Consider the following 20,973-nt stretch of genomic DNA (forward strand, 5'->3'; position numbering starts at 1 on the left):
GGTCAGCCCTGTTCCACCAGCCCGGCCATGATGCCCTGCAGTGCCTCAGAGACAATCATGACCGAACGGCGCTTCAGGTTTTCGGGCCGGGCCAGCAGGTCGATCCGGCGGCGCGTGCTGATTCCCTCGAGCGGCCGCAGCACAATGTCGGGGTTGAGCACGGGGCCCGCGGTGTACCTCGGCAGCAGTCCCACCACCCCGCCGGCGGCCACCAGGGCCGCCACCGTGGAGTAGTCGTTGATCCGGTGGACGATGTTGAGTTCCCGGCTGGAAACGGCCGCGACGGCAGCCAGGACATCGGCGGGGGAGTAGCCGGTGTGGCTGGTCACCCAGGCCTCACCGCCGACGTCGTCCGCGGTTAGGGCAGGCTTCCCCGCCAAAGGGTGGGCGGCAGGCAAGGCAACATCCAGCGGTTCATGGGCGAGGGGTATTACCGTGACCCGGTCGGCGGGCCAGCGGGGGCTGTGGTCCATCCGGTGGGCCAGCACCAGGTCGTACCGCGCGGTCAGGGCGGGGAAGTCCTGCTGCGCCACGTCCTCATCGGACAGCTCAATCCGCGGCTGGTCCGGAGCGTCGAGGATCCTTGCCAGGGGCGCAAACACGGCCTGCCCCACGCTGTGGAAACCGGACAGTGTGACCCTGCCCGCCGCTGTGCCGTGATAATTCCCGATGGCACCGCGGGCCTCGGCCATGGCGCTGACGACGGCGGCACCGGCGTCCGCCAGCACCTGGCCTGCCTCGGTGAGCACCAGGTTCCGGCCCTCTTTGCGGGTCAGGGGCACGTCCACGGTGCGCTGCAGCAGGGCCAGTTGTTGGGAGACGGCCGACGGCGTGACCATCAGGGTCTCCGCGACAGCCTTGACGCTGCCCAGGGCGCCGAGTTCGCGCAGGATTTCGAGCTGGTGTATCTCCACCAGCCCAGTCTATGCGTTAGCTTTTGCTACATCGTTGATTGAGAAATTAGCGGTTGTGCTAAAGCTTCTTCCTCGCTGTAATGAGGGGGTCAGCACCTGCCGACGACGTAGACAAAGTGACGCAGACAAAGAGTAAGGAAGCCGATGAAGGCTTTGTACAAGGCCGGCCCGCAGGCCGGTTTCGAGTTCGTGGACCGCCCTGAACCGGAGGCCGGTCCTGCCGACGTGAAGATCCGGGTTATGACTACGGGCATCTGCGGCACCGACCTCCACATCCAGTCGTGGGACTCCTGGGCGCAGGGGATCATAGAAGCCCCCCTCATCCCGGGCCACGAGTTCTATGGCGAGGTGGTGGAAGTCGGCGAGGATGTCCGCGACGTCAAGGTCGGTGACCGGGTATCCGGAGAAGGCCATGTGGTCTGTGGCATTTGCCGGAACTGCCGGGCAGGCCGGCGGCAAATGTGCATCCACTCGGTGAGCGTGGGCGTGCAGCGGGACGGCGCGTTCGCAGAGTACGTGGTGATCCCGGAAACCAACGCCTGGGTCCATCACGATCCCTCTGTCACTCCGGCGCTGGGCGCCATCTTCGACCCCTTCGGCAATGCTGTGCACACTGCCCTGAGCTTTCCGCTGGTAGGCGAAGACGTGCTCATCACCGGTGCCGGACCCATCGGGCTGATGGCCATCGCAGTCGCACGTCACGCCGGTGCCCGCAAGATCGCCATCACTGATGTGTCACCGCACCGGCTGGACCTCGCCCGCCGGCTCGGCGCAGACCTCGCCATCAACGTCGCCACCACCAGGGTGCGGGATGCCCAGCGCGAGCTGGGGATGCGGGAAGGTTTTGACATCGGCATGGAGATGTCCGGGCACCCCACCGCCCTGCCGGAGATGATCGACAACATGAACCACGGCGGCCGGATTGCCATGCTGGGGCTGCCCAGCCAGGACATCACCATTGACTGGGGCAAGGTGGTGACCCACATGCTCACGCTCAAGGGCATCTACGGCCGCGAGATGTACGAGACCTGGTACGCCATGAGCGCCATGCTGTCCTCCAACCCCGTGCTGCACGCAGGCATCTCGGCCGTCGTCACTGATACGCTCCCAGCCACCGACTGGGAAAAGGGCTTCGAACTTGCCCGCAGCGCCGCCGGCGGAAAAGTTGTCCTCGACTGGACCCGACTCTAAGGAACACCATGTACACCTCGATTAAGGACCAGCTGAGCACCGAGCTGGAGGACATCCGCAGCGCGGGATTGTTCAAGACCGAACGCAGCATCAACTCGCCCCAGTCAAGCCACATCAACGCCGGCATCATCGGCCAGCCCGGCGCGGACGTGCTGAACTTCTGCGCCAACAACTACCTGGGCCTGGCTGACCACCCGGACATCATCACGACAGCCAAGGCGGCCATGGACGAACGCGGCTTTGGCATGGCCAGCGTCCGGTTCATTTGCGGCACCCAGGACCTGCACCTGGAACTCGAAGCCCGCGTCTCCCGGTTCCTCGGGACAGAGGACACCATCCTGTTCTCCAGCTGCTTCGACGCCAACGGCGGCGTCTTCGAGTCGCTCTTCGGCCCGGAGGACGCCATCATCTCGGACGCCCTCAACCATGCCTCCATCATCGACGGCATCCGACTGTGCAAGGCCCAGCGGTACCGGTACGCCAACCAGGACATGGCGGACCTGGAGTCAAAGCTGGTGGAGGCAAAAGATGCCCGCCGCAAGATCGTTGTCACCGACGGCGTCTTTTCCATGGATGGATTCCTGGCTCCGCTGGAGGCCATCTGCGACCTCGCCGAGAAGCACGACGCCCTCGTGATGGTGGACGATTCGCACGCCGTCGGTTTCATGGGGGCAACCGGTGCCGGTACGCCGGAGCATGCAGGAGTTTCGCACCGCGTGGACATCTACACTGGAACATTCGGCAAGGCGCTGGGCGGAGCCTCCGGCGGATACGTCTCCGGCCGCAGCGAAGTGGTGGCCATGCTCCGGCAGAAGGCGCGTCCCTACCTCTTCTCGAACTCGCTGGCTCCGGCCATCGTGGCCGCCACCATCAAAGCCCTGGACCTGGTGGAGAACTCGGGCGGCCTTCGGCGCACGCTCTTCGAAAACGCTGCGTTGTTCCGCCGCCGCATGGCCGAGGAGGGCTTTGACCTGCTGCCCGGTGAGCACGCCATAGTCCCGGTGATGTTCGGCGACGCCGTCCTGGCCGCCCAAGTGGCTGACCGGATGCTGCAGCACGGCGTCTTCGTTACCGCCTTCAGCTTCCCGGTGGTTCCGCGGGGGGCAGCAAGGATCCGGGTGCAGCTTTCGGCCGCGCACTCAACGGACGACGTCGAAGCGTGCGTCAGTGCCTTCGTCGCCAGCCGCGCCGAGGTGGCAGGCTGACGGCAGTCCCAGCCCGGCTTAACTCTGCAAGGATGAAGGCATGGCAGCACATTACGACGTCCTGATAGCCGGCGGCGGCATAGCCGGATTGTCCCTGGCCTCCGCGTTGGCGGGCCACTGTACCGTGGCTCTGGTGGAGGCGGAGCAGGAACTGGCGTACCACACGTCCTCCCGCTCCGCCCGGAACCTGATTCCCAGCTACGGCCCGCCCGTGGTGCAGGAGCTGACGGTCCGGACACTGGAACTCATGGCCGCCAGGGATGCCGAACTGCCCGAACCGGTCCTGACGCCGCGAAGCTTCATGCTGATCGGCACTGAGGAAGCGGTGCGCGCGGAAGCCAGCGGCCACATGCGCACCATCACGCACGCCGAGGCGCTGGAGCTCTGCCCGGCACTGGTCCCGGAATCGTTCTCCGCCGCGGGACTGGATACTGGATCCTTTGGCTGCAACGCGCCCCTTTTGCTGGCGGACCACCGCCAGCGGGCGCTGGCCTCCGGCGTGGACATCATTACGGGTGCGCGGGTCCACTCCGCGCAGCGCCTTGGCTCGGGTTGGCAGGTCGGCGCCGGAATGGAGGCCTTCGAAGCGGGCGTCCTGGTCAACGCTGCCGGCGCCTGGGCGGACGAACTCGCAGTCATCAGCGGGGTGGAGAAGCTCGGGCTGCAGCCGTACCGGCGCACTGCGGCGATTGCCGCCGTCGAACGCCCCCTTCCTGAACACAGCCCCATGGTGGCGGCAGCGGACAATACGTTCTACTTCCGCCGTGAAGGCGACGACGTGCTGATCTCCCCGTCCGAAACGGTGCCGAGCGGACCCGAAGACGCCAAGCCGCGGCCCGGGGACGTGGAGCGGCTGGTGGCCAAGCTGAACCAGGTGACCACGCTGGGCATCACGGAGGTCCGCAGGGCGTGGACGGGACTGCGGACGGAAGCGGCCGACGGCGTTCCGGTGGCCGGCTTTGACGCCGAAGCGCCTGGTTTCTACTGGCTCGCGGGCCAGGGGGGCTATGGCTTCCAGACCTCATCGGCGATGGCAGAACTGGCGGCGGCCCACATCCTGGCCGGCCAGCAAAGTGCCGGTCAGCAACGTGCCAGTGAAACAGGCACGAGTCCGGCATCCCGGACAGCCCAGGCGCTCGCAGCCACCCGCTGGTCCGTCCGGCGCTGAAGAATGGCTGTATGAGTACCCTGATCACCAATATCGCCGAGCTGATGACCCAGGACCTGGAACACCGGGTCCTGAAGGATGCCGCGGTGGTGATCGAAGGTGAACGGATCTCGTGGATCGGCGCTGCTGCGGATGCTCCCGCCGCGGATGACGCCGTCGACGCCGGTGGCCGTGCCATGCTCCCCGGTTGGGTGGACTCCCACACCCACCTGCTGTTTGCCGGTGACCGGACGGCCGAATTCGAGGCGCGGATGGCGGGGGAGTCCTACTCCGCCGGCGGTATTGCAGTGACCATGAATGCCACCCGGGCAACGTCCGACTTCGACCTCACGCGCCTGGCACTTGGCCGGGTGGCCGAAGCTGTGTCCCAGGGGACCACCTACCTCGAGACGAAAACCGGCTACGGCCTGGACGTGGAGCACGAAGCCCGGTGCGCCCGCATTGCCTCCACCATCGCAGACCAGGTGACGTACCTAGGAGCGCACCTGGTTCCCGCCGGGCAGGACCCGGAAACCTACACCAACCTCGTGTGCGGCCCCATGCTCGCTGCTGTTGGGCCTTACGTGCAGTGGGCCGACGTCTTTTGTGAGCACGGGGCCTTCGACGCTGACCAGTCCCGCCGCGTCCTGGTGGCGTGCCGCGACGCCGGACTGGGACTGCGCGTCCATGGAAACCAGCTCGGCGAGGGTCCTGGCGTCCAACTGGCGGTGGAACTCGAAGCGGCCAGCGTGGACCACGTGAACTACCTCGTGGACAAGGACATGGAAGCGCTGGCCGGGACCTGGGCGGGCTGGGATGCCACCACCGGGACCGGTACCCGGGGAACGGTGGCCACCTGCCTGCCTGCCTGCGACCTCTCAACGCGCCAGCCGCTCGCCCCCGCACGGGAGCTCCTGGATGCCGGCGTCCAGGTGGCGCTCGCCTCCAACTGCAATCCGGGCACGTCCTACACGAGCTCCATGGCCTTCTGTGTGACGACCGCGGTGCTGCAGATGCACTTGAGCGTCCATGAGGCGGTCCGGGCAGCGACGTACGGCGGCGCCCTTGCACTGCACAAGGACACGGGGAACGACGCCGACGGTGAACGGGCGGTGGGTTCCATCGCCGTCGGACACCGGGCGGATCTCCACCTGCTTAACGCTCCCTCGGCCACGCACCTTGCCTACCGTCCGGGCATGCCGCTGACATACGCTGTATGGCGGGCCGGAGAGCGGGCGCGCTAGCCACTTCCACTAAAGTGACGTTAGATGATCATTTGGGTTCTGTTATGATCAGAAAGCGTCATCGGAGCTGGTGGCGGGAGTATTTGGAGGCCTTGGAATGACCCGCACCGACCGATTGACGGCCATCCTTGACCTCCTCGCCAGAACCGGCCAGGTGGAGGTCGAAGAGATCGTCAGCACCCTCCATGTCTCGCCGGCCACGGCACGGCGGGACCTGGACAGCCTGGCCAAACGCCGGCTGCTCACCAGGACCCGGGGCGGAGCGACTACAGGGGCACTGGCCTATGATCTGCCCGGCCGGTACAACAGGGACGATCACGCCGAGGCCAAGCAACAGATCGCGCAGGCCGCTTCCGGCCTCATTGCCCCCGGCGCCGTCATCGGACTCTGCGGCGGCACCACCAGCACCGTGCTGGCACAGATCCTGGCCACCCGCGAAGACCTGAACGCGCCGTCCAACCAGCCCACCCTTACGGTGGTCACCAACGCCATCAACATTGCCGGGCAGTTGGCTGTGCGGCCCAACATCAAGGTCATGGTCACCGGCGGCATCCTGAATCCGCGGTCCTACGAACTGGTAGGCCCTTACACGGACATCATTATGCAGAAGGTGGTGCTGGACATTGCTTTTATCGGAGTCAACGGCATTGATCCCGAGGTGGGGCCGACCAACACGGGGGAGGGCGAAGCCTCGGTCAACGCCCTGCTGGCCAGCAGGGCGCGTGTCTCGTATGTGCTGGCGGACTCCTCCAAGGTAGGGGTGCGCGCCTTTGCCACCATGGACGGTTACAACTTCACCCGGCTGATCACTGATTCAGGCATCTCGGCGCAGGACAAGGCCGCGTTCGAGGCCAACGGCACGGAAGTGATCGTCGCCGGCAGCTGAAGGCTGAAGCCGGACCGGGAGTCCGCTTGGCCAATCAGCCCGGATCCAGAAACGGAAGGCAAGATGGGTACATGCTGGTTCCATCGCGCCGTCGTCTGCGGATTGAAGTCTGGATTGTCTTAGGCCTGTCCCTGGGGCAGTCTGCCGTCTACTCCGTGGTGCAACTCCTGGACAAGATAACCAGGGCTCCGCTGGCGGAAGGCACGTCCACGCTTAACCGCTCGCAGAGCACCCGCGAGTATTTTGACCTGACCTACCAGTTGCTGGACATCCTCTTCGCGTTGGTGCCGGTGCTGCTGGTGATCTACTTCCTCACCGACCAGCGGCAGTCAGCGGTGGGCGACGGCGGCTATTCGGGTTCCGCTTTCCGAAAACTCGGGTTCAACTTCGCGCGCCCGGGCCGGGACCTGCTCCAGGGGCTGGGGCTGGCTGCGCTGATCGGTATCCCGTCCCTGGGTCTCTATGCGGCGGGCAGGGCGCTGGGAATCACCACCGCCATCATTCCCAGCGCGCTGGACGCCTACTGGTGGACGGTGCCCGTGCTGATCCTGTCCGCGATGCGCCATGCCGTGGTGGAGGAAGTCATTGTGGTGGGCTACCTGCTGGACCGGTTCGGAAAGTTCGGCTGGAGCGTGCCGCTGTCCATCGCGGTGAGCTCGCTGCTGCGTGGCAGTTACCACCTCTACCAGGGCTTTGGGCCGTTCATTGGCAACATGGCGATGGGAGTCGTCTTCGCCTGGCTGTACACCCGGACGAGGCGGGTGATGCCCCTGGTGATTGCCCACGCCCTGCTGGACATCGTGGCGTTCGTTGGCTTCAGCCTCTTTGGCAAGGCAGTGGGGCTGGGCTAAGGCGAGCAGGGCTAAGACGCCCAGACCCCGGTTGGGACAGTCGATCCGCACCAAAATGCCGTATTCCGTACAGGACGCTCCCTAAGATGCTTCACGTAACGCCGGCGTTTGCGTCGAACGGTATCTCCCGCCAGAGCTCTTCTGGAAGTGGGTCCTTGGGCGGGCGGTATCCGGGCAGGAAACAGCCAGCAAAGGTGTCTTCGGGAACGTCGTCGTGGGGAAATAGATCCTGAAGAGACGAGTCGTCCGGCGGAGCCCAGCCATCAGGAACGTCGTCGGGTGGGGGCCACAGTTGTGACGGGTCGTCGGGTGGCTCCCATAGTTCCAGGAGGTCATCAAAGGCGCGGATGCTTTCCGGCACGGCTTGTTCTGGCCAGTGGGGTGGTTCCCAGTCCTGGTGTTCGCTTTTGTAGTGCCGGCCGTTGGGTGAGGTCCAGCCCGGTGGTGCGGTTTTGGTGGCCGGGGTGGGTTTCCAGCCGCCGGTGTGCCGCATCCTGTGGTGCTTCGGGCAGGGCTGTCCCAGGTTCGATACCCCGGTGGTGCCGCCTTTGTGCCAGGCGAGGATGTGGTCGGCTTCGTTGTCCAAAGAAGGGTTGTTGCAGCCGGGGAACGGGCATTTGCCGTCCCGCAACCTGAGCCAGTTCCTCATCGCCTTGCCCACCCGGTAGCTGGCGCGTCCGATTTCCAGCGGCGCCCCGTCGCGCGGGTCCACCAGGACCCGGTAGAACGAGCCGGCGCCTTCAGAGACGAGCTTGCGTGCCATGGAGGGCGGGATGGGTCCGTACCCGTCCAGCACCGCCGGTTCATCGGTCAGGCCCATCAGCGAGAACACGGGCACGGTGACCAGCACCTGCGCACGAATCCCCGACGACGACGATCCGTCGGCTGCTGTTCCCTCCCCGCCGCCGGAACTGTGTGCCTCGCCGCTTTCGGAACTGTTGCCCTCGCCGTTTTCGGAACTGCTGCCCTCGCCGTTTTCGGAACTGTTGCCCTCGCGGTTGCCGATACTGTTTTCGCCGCCAGTATCGCCGCCGGGGGTACCGGTACCGGTACCCCGGGGACTGTTTCCAGCCCTGATCCCGGCCCCGGTGTTGAGGAGTCCGTCGGAGAAGATGTCAGCGCACAACTCCGGCATGGTGCGGGGCTCGTTCGGGCCCTGCATCCCCCGTGCGATAGCTGTGAGCCTGTTGCGGATCGCCGAAGCCTGGTCCGCGGGCAGCATCGCGGCGACCCAGGCCATCCCGTCGTTGTCCGGCCAGTACTCGACCCGCCGGTCCGCCACACTCTTGGCGTGCCGTTTCTCCAGGCTTTCGGGGTGGTGGCGTTCCCGCCAGCCCCGGGCCCTGGCCTTGAATCGGTATGCCGGCATCTCCCCGGCCGGGCACCCACGGGCCGCGCCCGGCGCGTCCGGGTCCAGGAAGTGCGCCTCCAGCGCGCCCGCCGCGGCGCGGTCCAGGCAGGAGGTCTGGTCCACCATGGTCCGGGCATGGGCCCAGGACATCGTCCCGGACTGCAACGCCGCCAACGACCGGGGCAAGGACGTGGTCAAAGCATGGGATTCAGCCAGCAACGCCCCCGCGGCCCGGTCACCAATCGCCAGCGCGCACCCGACCTCGGCCACCAGGGACCGGTCCTGCGCCGTCGCTTCCTGCGGAGACGACGCAGGGCCGTTCAACGCCTTCGTGGCCCCGGCCAGGACCGCCACCGCCAGCGCCTTCACCGCCGCGATTTTCGCCTCCGACCTCGCCACCTCGGCTAAAACATCCAACGCCGCATCAACCAAGCGCTGCAACGGATCATCGTCGGGCCCGCCAGGGACAGCGCCCTCGGAAGCGGCAGAACTTTCGCCGCCCAGTGCAGCCATGAACGCAGCGACAGCAGCCTCAACCGCTTCCTCCGCCTGCACCACTGCCGGGTTCAATTCCATACCTCCATCATCGTGTGGAGGTCTGACAAAACCGGGCGCCTCCGAACGGGCAGCGACCGAAGCATCAACCGCTTCCTCCGCCTGCACCACCACCGGATTCGCCACCATAGCTCCATCATCGTGTGGAGGTCTGACAAAACCGGCCGCCTCCGAACGGGCAGCGATCGAGGCACAAGAGGCTTCCTCAGCCTGCACCACCAACGGATTGGTTTCCATACCTCCATCATCGTGTGGGGGTCTGACAAAACCGGGCGCCTCCGAGAGCGCAGCGGCAGCACAAGTGGCTTCCTCCACCTGCAACACCGCCGGATTCGTTTCCATACCAAAATCATCGCCGGAGGGTATGACACTTTGGCGGGCTCCGCGAGCAGGGGCTCCAGCAGAAGCTTGTTTGAGCTAAGGGGGCCGGGTTCGGCAGGAAATGGATTCGGCCGCCATCAGCTGGTGACGCCGTTGTCACCGGCTGATGGCGGCCGAAGTTTGGGGGGACAGGGTGCCCAAGCGGTAACCCGGGCGCACCACAGCGATGCCCGGGCGCGGCGGCCCGGGCATCGGAAGGAAAGTCAGATTGTGACTGCTCCGGTGGCGGTTTCGAAGGTGACGGACAGGATTCCGGGCGTCCCGTGCGGTGCCACCCAGTCAACGGCCACGTCTTCGAGCGGCTTCTCTACCGGCTCGCCCAGCCACTCGGTGACGCGCGCCGCCGATCCGGCAATGGTCAGGCAGCTCATCTTGACGTTGCTGTCGTAGGCATTGGACGGGTGCAGGGACGGATCGCCCTCCCACTTAAGCATGTAGGGAACCTGGGGGTCGGCGATCAAACCGAGGATGCCGATCTGCTTCCAGACGAGTTCGCGGCCGTCCGGAAATTTCCGGTTGCCGTTCACTGCGGAACGTCCCAGCCGCTCTTCAAAGGGGACCAGGTCGTCCACTTCGACGCACCAGCCCATCCAGCCGCCGCCCGCAGCAGAGCGGGCACGGACAGCCTGTCCGAAGGGGGCCTTGTCTGAAGCGGGGTGGTCCAGGACCTCCACGACTTCGAGGTACTTGTGGCCGGCGAGCGGGATAATCATGTTCCGGGTGCCGAACCGGGGGTGTACCCCACCCTTCACTGCCTCAACGCCGAGGGCAGAGGAAATTCGTTCGGTAGTGGCCGCCAGGCCATCGTGTTCACAGGCGTAAGAGACGTGATCCATGCGCATGCCATCATCTTGGCACTTTGTGATCAGGCTCTCAGCTAAGGGTAGCCTTACTGGGATTTTGGCTGGTGAACCCCCACAAACCAGGGTCTGCCGAAATCTTCAGGACCATGTTCGTCACAATCCTGTCCGGCGCCGTGTTTGTGTTCCTACACTGAGCTCAGGTCATGAGTGCCAGCATCAAGCCCCGGCTCGCTGGCCGGCAACCCTCCAACCGCGGTGGGGTGCCCCGGGTGAGGACCTGGCTGTCCGGCAAGGGCCGGATGGCAAGCGCGGCCCGCGGTGCTTCGAGCATGCCGGGGGCCCCTGTCAAAGGAGCCTTGAATTGTCCAACGGATGGTCCTTCGAAACCCGCCAGATCCACGCCGGGCAAGTGCCGGACAGCGCCACCGGCGCCCGTGCCCTCCCCATCTACCAGTCCACGTCCTTTGTGTTCCCCAGCGCGGAAAGCGCTGCCAACCGCTTCGCCCTGGCCGAGCTGGCGCCCATCTACACGAGGATCGGCAACCCCACGCAGGAGGCGGTTGAGCAGCGGATCGCGAGCCTTGAAGGCGGCCTGGGCGCGCTGCTGCTCAGCTCCGGGCAGGCCGCCGAAACTTTCGCCGTCCTGAACATTGCCGAGGCGGGGGACCACATCGTCGCCAGCCCGAGCCTATACGGCGGCACCTACAACCTCTTCGCGCACACGCTGAAGAAGTTCGGTATCTCGGTCACCTTTGTGGCGGACCCGGACAACCTGGACCAGTGGCGTGACGCTGTCCAGCCCAACACCAAACTCTTCTTCGGCGAGGTAGTTTCCAACCCGCGGCAGGACGTCCTGGACATCGAAGGCGTGTCCCAGGTTGCCCATGACGCAGGGGTGCCCCTGATCGTGGACAACACCCTGTCCACCCCGTACCTGATCCGGCCGCTGGAGTGGGGAGCGGACATTGTGCTGCACTCGGCCACCAAGTACCTGGGCGGCCACGGTGCCGCCATCGCCGGCGTGATAGTGGACTCCGGAAAGTTCGATTTCGGCAAGGACCCGCAGAAGTTCCCCGGTTTCAACACCCCGGACCCCACCTACAACGGGCTGGTGTACGCCCGTGACCTCGGCGCCGACGGCGCCCTGGGCGCCAACCTGTCCTACATCCTCAAGGCCCGGGTCCAGTTGCTGCGCGACCTCGGTTCGGCCGTGTCGCCCTTCAACGCCTTCCTGATCGCCCAGGGACTGGAGACGCTAAGCCTGAGGGTGGAACGGCACGTGGCCAACGCCGTGGAAGTTGCCCAGTGGCTGGAAGCCCGTGGCGACGTCGAATCCGTCGCCTACGCCGGGCTGCCCTCGAGCCCCTGGTACGAGCGGGGCCGCAAGTACGGCCCGAAGGGTACGGGGGCCATTGTCTCGTTCAACCTGGCCGGCGGGGCCGATGCGGGCAAGCGCTTCGTTGACGCCCTGGAGCTGCACTCCCACGTGGCAAACATCGGCGACGTCCGCTCCCTGGTGATCCATCCGGCGTCGACCACGCACAGCCAGCTCTCGCCGGACCAGCAGCAAGTTGCCGGCGTGACCCCCGGGCTTGTGCGCCTTTCCGTGGGCATCGAGCACATCGATGACATCCTGGCTGACCTCGAAGCCGGTTTCAGGGCGGCCAAGGAGGCCAGCGGCGCCTGATCGAAACCCAGGCACGAACCGAAGGCACCCAAGCGCGGTGGCAAGCCGCGATGTCACAACCGGTCACACTCTTGGCGGCAGGCGGGGGCTGTTTCGTACACTCGATGCAGGTCATGAGTGCCAGTGACAGCCCCGGCTTGCTGGCCGGCAACCCTCCTACCGCGGTGGGGTGCCCCGGGTGAAGACCTGGCCTGCCGGTCAGACGACGGCGGGCAAGCGCGTAGAAGAGGTCTTGCCATGACGGTTACCGTCACCCGTACCACCGTTCCCGAGCATGGGATTGTCCGCTATGCCTCCATCGGTGGGCTGAAGCTGGAGGCCGGCGGATTCCTGCCGGATGTCACCCTGGCCTACGAGACGTGGGGCACGCTCAACGAGGACGGCAGCAACGCAGTCCTGATCGAGCACGCGCTCACCGGCAGTACCCACGTGACCAGGGGCGACAGTGATGAGCCCGGTTGGTGGGAACAGCTCGCCGGACCGGGTGCACCGGTGGACACCAACCGGTTCTTCGTCGTATCAATCAACATTGTGGGCGGCTGTTACGGCTCCACCGGGCCGTCGTCGCCCGCACCCGACGGCAAGCCCTGGGGCTCCCGTTTCCCCTTGGTGACGCTCCGGGACACTACCGAGGCGGAGGCCCGCCTGGCGGACCAGTTGGGCATCAGCAGTTGGTTTGCGGTCCTGGGCGGGTCCATGGGCGGCGCACGGGCGTTGGAATGGGCGGTGACGTATCCGGAACGGGTGCAGCGCTGCGCCGTGATTTCCGTGGGGGCTGCGAGCACCGCCGAGCAGATCGCCTTCGCGCAGGCACAGACGCTCGCCATCCGCCAGGACGCCAACTTCAACGGCGGTGACTACTACGGCGGGCCGTCCCCGGAGGATGGCCTTGCCCTGGCCCGGCGCATTGCCCATATCACGTACCGTTCGCCGCTGGAGCTGGACGGACGCTTCGGCCGGGCACCGCAGGCCCCCGAATCGCCCCTCCAAGGCGGGCAGCTCGCGGCGCGCGGCCGCTACCAGGTGGAGAGCTACCTGGACCATCAGGGCACGAAGCTGGTCCAGCGGTTCGACGCCAACAGCTACATCGCCATCACCGAGGCGCTGATGAGCCACGACATCTGCCGTGGACGCGGAGTCCTCGAACAGGCCCTGTCCCGTACCGAGGCGCGCTTCTTCGTGGCCGCCGTGGATTCGGACCGGCTCTACTTCCCGTCCCAGTCCTGGGAACTGGCCCGGGCCCTCCCCGGAGACGTGGACGTCCACCTCATCGAGGCGCCCATCGGCCACGACGGATTCCTCACCGAAATAGGCCAGCTGGGCCACCAGCTTCGGAGAAGTTTCCTGGTCTGACTGCTTCGCGGCCTGGATATTTCCTAATGAGGCGGCTTCCTAGCCGTTCATGATCTCGTTGCGGCGGGTCATGTACTCCTCCATGGCGAGCTCACCGTTGCTGTACTGCGCATCCAGTTCCGCAAGCTTGCGCGCGCGGTAGCCCTGCGGGGCCGACGGCGGCGGGGGAGTTGCCGGGGCAGCGGGCTGTTGCGGGGCTTCTTCGCGCTGTCCTGGCTGCGGCTGCCCCGGTTGTCCGTACCCTGGCTGTCCGTACCCCGGTTGTCCAAACGTCGGCTGCCCATAGGGCGGGAACTGCTGGCCCATCGGCGGGACGGGCGGGACCGGCTGAACGGGCGGCAGCGGCTCTCCCGGGAGGGGCTGGGGCCGGTCAAGCTGCCGGAATCCGCCGCCGAAGTAGTCCTGCTGGGTGAAACCGTCCCGGGGCTGTTTGCTTTGCGGGCCGTTGGAGCCGGGGTACATCCCGCCGCCCGGAAACTGGTCCGGGTAGCGCCCCGAAAAGCTCTGCTCATGGTTCCTGCGGGCCACGGACTTCCGGTACATCCGCATGGCCATCGGGATCAGGAACGACAAAACGATGATCCAGAAAAACAAGTTGCTCACGGTGCCGTGCCTCTCATTGGTGTCCTTCCAGTTTAAGCCCCCGGTTGCACGCGGACGGCGGGGAGCCCCACAAAGGCGCCGTAACGGTCCACAGCCGCCTGAACCGCCGCAGCCAAAGGAGAACCGGGAGTTTCAGCTGAGGGAGTCAGACGGATGTCCAGTTCACACCGGCCGGGAACCAGCGTGTGCCGCCACGAACCGGCCATCCGCCCGTCCAGCAGCACCACATGCATGGGCTCGCCCCGGAACGGGAAAGCCGGCGCGCCGCCTCCCAGGTAATGCCGCGTGGCGGAATAGCCCATCACGTACTCGTCGTAGCACTGGATCAGGTCTATCCGCGGCCGGGATTCCGAAGCACCGCCAACGCCGGCACCCTCAACGCCAGCACCGCCAACGCCGGCACCTGCCCCGGCGGCGTCGGGACTTCCGGTCTCGGGACTTCCAGAGGCGAAATAGAGTACGACGCCGTCGATCACCGCTTCGGCCAGGGCTTCGGGATGTGCCTCGAAAGTGAGCTGCAGGCCCTTCCGGACGTCGGTCATGGTCAGCCCGGACCAGTCGGCGCAGTCCTTGACCGCCGCCGGGCCGCGGCTGGTGAAATAGCGGCGGGTCAGTTCGGCCAGCGCTTCAGACCGGCGGGGCGCAGGTTCCGGTCCGGCGGGGACCCGCTCGTCAAAAAGCGCGTGCGTCTGCTTCAACGCTCCACTGGCGCTGCGCACGGGCGTGCCGCTCACCAGGACGCCACTGATTTCGGCGTGCATGATCAGGTAGGCAAGCTGCAGGCCCGTGGCCGGGAACCCGGCGTCGTGAAGGCTTGCGGCGAGGCCTTCCCTGGGAAGGTGGTTCCCGCCCGCGACGGCGCGGGCCAGGATCTCGGCGCTTCGGGCGGCGACGGCTGCGTCGATGCCTGTGCGGCGGTATGTGGCGGCGTTGGCTTGCTCGAGCCGCGGCGCGGAGAGCGCCAGAAGCCAGCGGAGATCGTCCCGGTGGACAAAATGCCAGGTGGGCCGGAGGATGTGGGTCCGCAGGATCCGGCCGTCTGCCACAGCCTGCCCGATGTCCGCCGCGGCAACAGCTGGTGCAACAGTGGCTGACACGCGCTGGGCCAAACTCCACCTGGCATAGGCGAACTCCTGCGCCTGCACGGCCAGCAGCGTCCGCAGGGCGGCCTCCGGTGAGGCGGCGCCGGGCCCGCGGAGCAGCTGGGACCGCAGCCGCCGCCGCACCACCTCAGCGGCTTCCATGCCGCTAGCGCCGGGCAGCCTCGGTGGTCCCGAGCGGACCCTCGCCGGAACCCAACGGAACACCCGGGCCGAAGACAGGTCCCGCCGTCGGACGCTTTGCGCTGATCCCGTCACCGGAGGATTGGCGCCGCAGCCGGCGCAGCACCCAGGGCACAAAGTACTCACGTGCCCACACGAGATCACCGGAGCGTGCCTCGCGCCAGGTCTGCAGCGGCAACGGCTTGGGCTCCAGCGGCTTCAGCGTGTGCTCCACGTTCAGTGCATCCAGGACCATGGCCGCGATGGTGTGGTGGCCCAGCGACGAGAAATGAAGCCGGTCCAGGTCCCACATTTGCGGGTCGCTGAGCTGGCGCAGGGACCACATATCGGCAATGACCGCGTCGTGCCGCGCAGCCACCGTCCGCAGGTTCTCGTTGTAGATGGCCACTTTGCTGCGGATCCTGCCCAGCACCGAGGAACCCGTGTCCGGGCCGTTGAAGAGGACCACGGTGGCGCCGCCCAGTGCCAGGAGCTGGACCACGGAATCGAGTTTCTCGGCCAGCGCGTCGGGGTCGCCGCCCGGGCGCAGCAGGTCGTTGCCTCCCGCGGAGAGGGTCACCAGGTCCGGCTTCAGCGCCAGGCACGGGGCGAGTTGCTGGTCCACGACTTGTTGCAGCAACCGGCCACGCACTGCAAGGTTCGCATAGGCGAAACCGGGCTTGGTGCGGCTCAGTTCCTCCGCCACCCTGTCGGCCCAGCCGCGGTAGCCGCCGGGGCTTGAGGGCTCGGGATCGCCGATGCCCTCGGTAAAGGAATCACCCATTGCCACATACCGGGTCCAGGGGTGGGATCCGGCAAGGGCAGCGGACGTCTGAAAGGTACTCGCGTCAGTCACGGTCCTATCCTGCCTTCCGTTTCGCGGGCTACGCGAACGTAGGTTGTTACCTTTGGGTAACTGTAAGAATGGAAACCATGACTGAAGCCGAAGTATTTCCTGCCCCTGTTGTTCTCTGGTCCCATCCTGAGGACCAGCGCGACGGCAAGCCGCTGCTGGTACTCCTGCATGGCTACGGCGCCAACGAACAGGACCTGCACACCCTGGCCGACCTGCTGCCGGATGACTTCGCGGTTGCTTCGGTCCGGGCTCCGATCGCCATGGGCCCCGGCTTCACGTGGTTCCCGCTTACGGCCTCCATCGATTACTCCCTGGATCGGGTGAAGGCGGCTTCGTCCTATGTACTCGACTGGATCGACGCAATCCGGGTGGGGCACCCGTCGGTCACCCTGCTCGGCTTCTCGATGGGCATGGCCATGGCCACCACGCTCCTGCGGCAGCGGCCCACCGACTTCGCAGCCGTCGTCGGACTGTCAGGTTTTGTGGTGGACGCCAAGGACGATCCCAGCTTCAGCGACTCTGAACTGGACGGCACCGTCCCCCTGTTCTGGGGCCGCGACCAGCAGGACCCCGTGATCACCCCGGACAAGATCGAATACACCATGGGCTGGGTGCGCAAGCACGTCAAGCTCACCAAGGTGCTGTATACGGGCATGTGGCACGGCATCAACCAGCAGGAGATCGGGCACGTGTCCGAGTTCCTCACGCACGAGGTGCTGAAGAAGTAGGAGTACGACGGCGGGCGGCGACGTGCGCTGTCAGCCCTTCCGTGCGTTGTCAGCCCGGCAGTGCGCTGTCAGCCCTCCGGTCAACGGCGGGGGGGTGCGGCAGCCGGTCAGGCCTCCGGCGCCACCACTTTCACCGTATGGCCGTTCACGGTGACGGTGTCCCCATTGTGCAGCTGGCGGCCGCGGCGGTCGTCAATCTCCCCGTTAACCTTGACGAGCCCGTTCTTGATCAGGTCCGCCGCCTCCACACCGTCCTCCACGAGGTTGGCGAGCTTGAGGAGCTGGCCAAGGCGGATCATGCTGTCGCGGATGGGGACCTCTTCAACGTTGCTCATGAAGCAATAATGCCTGACGTAATGTGGATTCAATGACCTCCACCCACCGCCTGCCCCTGCTTGCAGGCCTGCCGCTGGCGGTGGGCTCGGGCCTTGCCATTCCGGTCCAAGGCCGGATCAACGGTGCGCTGGGCGTGCGGCTGGACGACGGCATCGCCGCTTCCGTGGTGAGTTTCAGCACAGGCCTGCTGGTGATGATCCTCATCTCGCTGGTCCTGCCGCGCGGCCGCGCCGGGCTGGCCAGCATCCTCCCCGCTGTCCGGAGCAGGGCCTTTCCCCGGGTCTACGTCCTCGCCGGCGGCATCGGCGCACTGTTCGTGTTCGCCCAGTCCTTCACCGTGGGCATCCTGGGCGTGGCCCTCTTCACCGTGGCCACCGTCACCGGCCAGACCGTCAGCGGACTGCTGGTTGACCGGCTGGGAATCGGGCCGGCCGGCAAGAAATCAGTCACGGGGATCCGGATTATCGGCTGCGTGTTGACCATCGCCGCCGTCGCCTGGGCTGTATCTCCGCGGTTCAGCGCGGCAGCGGCCGGCACTGGAGCCGGGCCCGGTACACCTTCCGACGGCGGTGCCACCGCTCTGCTGCTTCCGCTCCTGCTGCCCGTGCTGGCAGGCTTCCTGATGAGCTTCCAGCAGGCCATGAACGGAACGGCCACTGTCCACTACGGCACTCCCATCGCTGCCACCCTGGTCAATTTTGTTGCCGGCTGCCTCGTGCTCTGGAGCGCCTACGGCATCAAGCTGGCCGTGGCCGGGGCGGGCAACCCGCTGCCGGGGGAGTGGTGGTACTACGCGGGCGGCCCCATGGGGTGTGTGTTCATCGGCCTGGGCGCGCTGCTGGTCCGCACCCTGGGTGTGCTGGTCACCGGGCTGGGCATGATTGCCGGCCAACTGCTGGGCTCGCTGGCACTGGATGTGATCCTGCCCGCGCCGGGAACAGTGGTGGCGCCAGCCACCGTGCTTGGCACCGTCCTGACACTGGCCGCCATCGTCCTGGCGACCCTTCCCTGGCCGCGGGGAGCGTTCCGAAGGTAGGCACCGGTAGGCTAGGACACGCAGCTTTCGCATCTTTCCTTCATCCGCCCCTCCCGGCAGCCAGCGGTGCACACCGTTGACGCAAAACCGGGGCCTGAAAACCGCGGACCGCACCCAGCGGCCCTGTAGAAATTGGAGTTACCCCCATGGCAGCAAAATCCGTTCTCGACCAGGTCATTTCCCTCTCCAAGCGGAGGGGCTTTGTGTTCCAGGCCGGTGAGATCTACGGAGGTTCGCGTTCTGCCTGGGACTACGGGCCCCTCGGCGCCGAGCTGAAGGAAAACATCAAGCGCCAGTGGTGGCAGTCCATGGTCCGCGGCCGCGAGGACGTGGTGGGCCTGGATTCCTCCGTGATCCTGCCCCGCCAGGTATGGGAAGCCTCCGGCCACGTTGAGGTCTTCTCCGACCCCCTGGTGGAGTGCCTCTCCTGTCACAAGCGCTACCGGGCGGACCACCTTGAGGAAGAGTATGAGGAAAAGAAGGGCCGCCCTGCCGAGAACGGCCTGAAGGATATTGCCTGCGCCAACTGCGGCACCCGCGGTGAATGGACCGAGCCGCAGGAATTCTCCGGCCTGCTCAAGACCTTCCTGGGGCCCGTGGCCAGCGAGGAAGGCATGCACTACCTGCGCCCCGAAACGGCCCAGGGCATCTTCGTGAACTTCAACAACGTCCTCACCACCTCCCGCAAGAAGCCGCCGTTCGGCATCGGCCAGATCGGCAAGTCCTTCCGCAACGAGATCACCCCGGGCAACTTCATCTTCCGCACCCGGGAGTTCGAGCAGATGGAAATGGAGTTCTTCGTCGAGCCCGGCACCGATGAGGAATGGCACCAGTACTGGATGAAGGAGCGCATGGCCTGGTACACGAACCTGGGCATCCGCGAGGAGAACCTGCGCTTCTTCGAGCACCCGCAGGAAAAGCTGAGCCACTACTCCAAGGGCACCACGGACATCGAGTACCGCTTCGGCTTCCAGGGCTCCGAGTGGGGCGAGCTGGAAGGCATCGCCAACCGCACAGACTTTGACCTCTCCACCCATGCGAAGGCCTCCGGCACGGACCTGAGCTACTTCAACCAGGCCACCAATGAGCGCTACACCCCGTATGTGATCGAGCCCGCCGCCGGCCTTACCCGTTCCTTTATGGCGTTCCTGGTGGACGCGTACACCGAAGACCAGGCCCCCAACGCCAAGGGCGGCGTCGACGTCCGCACTGTCCTGAAGCTGGACCCGCGCCTGGCCCCGGTCAAGGCCGCCGTCCTGCCGCTGAGCCGCAACGAGGACCTGTCGCCGAAGGCCAAGGACCTCGGCGCGCAGCTGCGGAAGAACTGGAACATCGACTTCGACGACGCCGGCGCCATCGGCCGCCGCTACCGCCGCCAGGACGAAATCGGCACCCCGTTCTGCATCACTGTGGACTTCGACACCCTCGAGGACCAGGCCGTGACCATCCGTGAGCGGGACACCATGAGCCAGGAACGCGTTTCCCTGGACAAGGTGGAGGGCTACCTGGCCGCACGCCTGGTCGGCGCCTAGCCATGGCCATCGAATATCGCGAATGGCGCGAGGGTGACGACCTCGCCCTCCTGGAAATCTGGGGCGGCCCCGAGACCCACCAGGCCGGGCAGTTCCGTGGCGCCCTGGCGGTGTCCTCCGACGGGGGCGGCACCCCGTGGCGCCGCTGCATCGTGGCCGAGGACGTCATCGACGGCGTAGGCATTCCCGTTGCAGCCGGCGTAGTGTACGAGGCGTCCCTGCACCCGGAGCGGCTCTGGACCTATATTGAAGTGGCGCGGGACCACCGGCGCTCCGGCATCGGTGCCACGCTCCTGACGATGCTGCGCCGCGAAACTGAACAGTCGCCGTCGGGCGTTTCCAGGCTCCGTGCAAAGGTGGAGCCGGGCACGCCGGGGGCCGCCTTCGCCGAACACTTCGGATTGTCGCCCATCCAGCGTTCCCGCCTGGTGGTGGTTGAACCGGGCGCCCTGCGGCTTCCCGTCTTCCCGGCCAAGGACGACGGCGGCGGACCGGCCAACGATGAAAATGCCGGTTCGGACGTGGTGATGGACCTGGCCACCGGCTCGGTGGAGCTGACGGACGTGGTGGGCCGCTACTACACCGCCATCCACGATTGGGACTCTCCGGGCGTGCTGTCCGTTGGCCAGGTGCAGAAGCTGTTCCTGGACGACCTCACCGGAGCGCACGGCGCCATCGTGCTGCGCGCACAACCCGAGTCGGCCTTCGGAGCCGGGGTGGCGCCGAGCAAAAAGGGCCGGATCCGCGCCTTTGCCGTCAGCTACGCCGCGCCCGCCACCCCGGATCCCGCCCAGGGCCCGGAGCCGGACCGCGCCGAAGCGCCTACTGACGTCTTCGTCGGCCACGAACCGGCGCTTGACGCGGACGATGCCGCCGAGGCTGTCCGCGACATGCTGGCGCTCATTGCGTACCAGCACCCGGTCATGCTGGAACTGGACGACTCGATGACGGCCCTCCGCGCCGCCGTCGAGCCACTGCTGGAGACCGGCAAGGCCCGCCTTGCCGGCCCCGAGACCCTGGTGGTCTCGGACTAAGCTGCCGCCGCGCGAAAG

At 66.4% G+C, this 20,973-nt stretch carries 19 protein-coding genes and 2 riboswitches; of the genes, 12 read left to right on the plus strand and 7 right to left on the minus strand.

Annotation, left to right across the window (positions count from 1 at the left end):
- Positions 1-2: 2 nt before the first annotated feature.
- Positions 3-914 carry a LysR family transcriptional regulator gene (locus FBY31_RS20545; RefSeq protein WP_142044668.1) on the minus strand — a complete coding sequence of 304 codons (912 nt, stop codon included), beginning with the start codon at positions 912-914 and terminating at the stop codon, positions 3-5.
- Positions 915-1,058: 144 nt separating this feature from the next.
- Here FBY31_RS20545 and tdh point away from each other — a divergent pair, with 144 nt between their 5' ends.
- The 6 genes from tdh (at position 1,059) to FBY31_RS20575 (ending at position 7,438) form a co-directional block, all read left to right on the plus strand.
- Positions 1,059-2,105, plus strand: coding sequence for an L-threonine 3-dehydrogenase (tdh, locus tag FBY31_RS20550; RefSeq protein ID WP_142044670.1), 1,047 nt, complete (start codon positions 1,059-1,061; stop codon positions 2,103-2,105).
- Between the two features lie 8 nt (positions 2,106-2,113).
- Positions 2,114-3,310, plus strand: coding sequence for a glycine C-acetyltransferase (locus FBY31_RS20555; protein WP_142044672.1), 1,197 nt, complete (start codon positions 2,114-2,116; stop codon positions 3,308-3,310).
- Between the two features lie 40 nt (positions 3,311-3,350).
- A complete protein-coding gene (locus tag FBY31_RS20560) occupies positions 3,351-4,478 on the plus strand; it encodes an NAD(P)/FAD-dependent oxidoreductase (protein ID WP_142044674.1) in 1,128 nt (375 codons plus the stop codon).
- An 11-nt stretch (positions 4,479-4,489) separates the two neighbouring features.
- On the plus strand, positions 4,490-5,701 hold the full coding sequence (hutI, locus tag FBY31_RS20565; RefSeq protein ID WP_142044676.1) for an imidazolonepropionase: 1,212 nt from the start codon (positions 4,490-4,492) through the stop codon (positions 5,699-5,701).
- A 97-nt stretch (positions 5,702-5,798) separates the two neighbouring features.
- The gene (locus tag FBY31_RS20570; protein ID WP_142044678.1) at positions 5,799-6,587 is read left to right on the plus strand and encodes a DeoR/GlpR family DNA-binding transcription regulator; all 789 of its coding nucleotides are present in this window, start codon (positions 5,799-5,801) and stop codon (positions 6,585-6,587) included.
- 71 nt (positions 6,588-6,658) lie between these two features.
- Positions 6,659-7,438 carry a CPBP family intramembrane glutamic endopeptidase gene (locus FBY31_RS20575; protein WP_142044680.1) on the plus strand — a complete coding sequence of 260 codons (780 nt, stop codon included), beginning with the start codon at positions 6,659-6,661 and terminating at the stop codon, positions 7,436-7,438.
- Between the two features lie 91 nt (positions 7,439-7,529).
- On the opposite strand, the gene FBY31_RS20580 is transcribed toward FBY31_RS20575, so the two are convergent.
- Both FBY31_RS20580 and FBY31_RS20585 read right to left on the minus strand, forming a co-directional pair.
- Complete coding sequence (locus tag FBY31_RS20580; protein ID WP_142044682.1) at positions 7,530-9,365, minus strand: HNH endonuclease signature motif containing protein; 1,836 nt, start codon at positions 9,363-9,365, stop codon at positions 7,530-7,532.
- A gap of 563 nt (positions 9,366-9,928) precedes the next feature.
- Positions 9,929-10,567, minus strand: a complete 639-nt coding sequence (locus FBY31_RS20585; protein WP_142044684.1) for a VOC family protein — start codon at positions 10,565-10,567, stop codon at positions 9,929-9,931.
- A 160-nt stretch (positions 10,568-10,727) separates the two neighbouring features.
- A riboswitch (SAM riboswitch) is annotated at positions 10,728-10,843 on the plus strand.
- A gap of 46 nt (positions 10,844-10,889) precedes the next feature.
- On the opposite strand from FBY31_RS20585, the gene FBY31_RS20590 reads away from it, so the two are divergent.
- Positions 10,890-12,215 (plus strand): bifunctional o-acetylhomoserine/o-acetylserine sulfhydrylase, encoded by a 1,326-nt coding sequence (locus FBY31_RS20590; RefSeq protein ID WP_142044686.1) that lies wholly within the window; start codon positions 10,890-10,892, stop codon positions 12,213-12,215.
- A gap of 109 nt (positions 12,216-12,324) precedes the next feature.
- A riboswitch (SAM riboswitch) is annotated at positions 12,325-12,440 on the plus strand.
- A gap of 12 nt (positions 12,441-12,452) precedes the next feature.
- A complete protein-coding gene (gene metX, locus FBY31_RS20595; protein WP_142044688.1) occupies positions 12,453-13,568 on the plus strand; it encodes a homoserine O-acetyltransferase MetX in 1,116 nt (371 codons plus the stop codon).
- 39 nt (positions 13,569-13,607) lie between these two features.
- Here the strand turns inward: metX and FBY31_RS20600 are convergent, their stop codons facing one another.
- From FBY31_RS20600 to FBY31_RS20610, 3 genes are read right to left on the minus strand one after another with little or no spacing between them, the layout of a single operon-like run.
- A complete protein-coding gene (locus tag FBY31_RS20600; RefSeq protein ID WP_142044690.1) occupies positions 13,608-14,171 on the minus strand; it encodes a hypothetical protein in 564 nt (187 codons plus the stop codon).
- Positions 14,172-14,203: 32 nt separating this feature from the next.
- Entirely contained in the window at positions 14,204-15,415 is a 1,212-nt protein-coding gene (locus FBY31_RS20605) for a winged helix DNA-binding domain-containing protein (protein ID WP_142044692.1), read from the minus strand.
- 4 nt (positions 15,416-15,419) lie between these two features.
- Positions 15,420-16,217, minus strand: coding sequence for an SGNH/GDSL hydrolase family protein (locus FBY31_RS20610; protein WP_442858221.1), 798 nt, complete (start codon positions 16,215-16,217; stop codon positions 15,420-15,422).
- Positions 16,218-16,366: 149 nt separating this feature from the next.
- Between FBY31_RS20610 and FBY31_RS20615 the strand changes: the two genes are divergently transcribed.
- Positions 16,367-17,017: an alpha/beta hydrolase gene (locus tag FBY31_RS20615; protein ID WP_142044696.1), complete on the plus strand. Its 651-nt coding sequence runs from the start codon at positions 16,367-16,369 to the stop codon at positions 17,015-17,017.
- Between the two features lie 107 nt (positions 17,018-17,124).
- Here the strand turns inward: FBY31_RS20615 and FBY31_RS20620 are convergent, their stop codons facing one another.
- Complete coding sequence (locus FBY31_RS20620; protein ID WP_142044698.1) at positions 17,125-17,352, minus strand: RNA-binding S4 domain-containing protein; 228 nt, start codon at positions 17,350-17,352, stop codon at positions 17,125-17,127.
- Positions 17,353-17,384: 32 nt separating this feature from the next.
- Here FBY31_RS20620 and FBY31_RS20625 point away from each other — a divergent pair, with 32 nt between their 5' ends.
- The 3 genes from FBY31_RS20625 (at position 17,385) to FBY31_RS20635 (ending at position 20,955) form a co-directional block, all read left to right on the plus strand.
- On the plus strand, positions 17,385-18,389 hold the full coding sequence (locus tag FBY31_RS20625) for a DMT family transporter (protein WP_142044700.1): 1,005 nt from the start codon (positions 17,385-17,387) through the stop codon (positions 18,387-18,389).
- Between the two features lie 146 nt (positions 18,390-18,535).
- On the plus strand, positions 18,536-19,921 hold the full coding sequence (locus tag FBY31_RS20630; protein WP_142044702.1) for a glycine--tRNA ligase: 1,386 nt from the start codon (positions 18,536-18,538) through the stop codon (positions 19,919-19,921).
- Between the two features lie 2 nt (positions 19,922-19,923).
- Positions 19,924-20,955: a GNAT family N-acetyltransferase gene (locus FBY31_RS20635; RefSeq protein WP_142044704.1), complete on the plus strand. Its 1,032-nt coding sequence runs from the start codon at positions 19,924-19,926 to the stop codon at positions 20,953-20,955.
- Positions 20,956-20,973 lie beyond the last annotated feature (18 nt).

The organism is Arthrobacter sp. SLBN-100 (genome assembly GCF_006715305.1).
Taxonomy (GTDB): Bacteria; Actinomycetota; Actinomycetes; order Actinomycetales; family Micrococcaceae; genus Arthrobacter.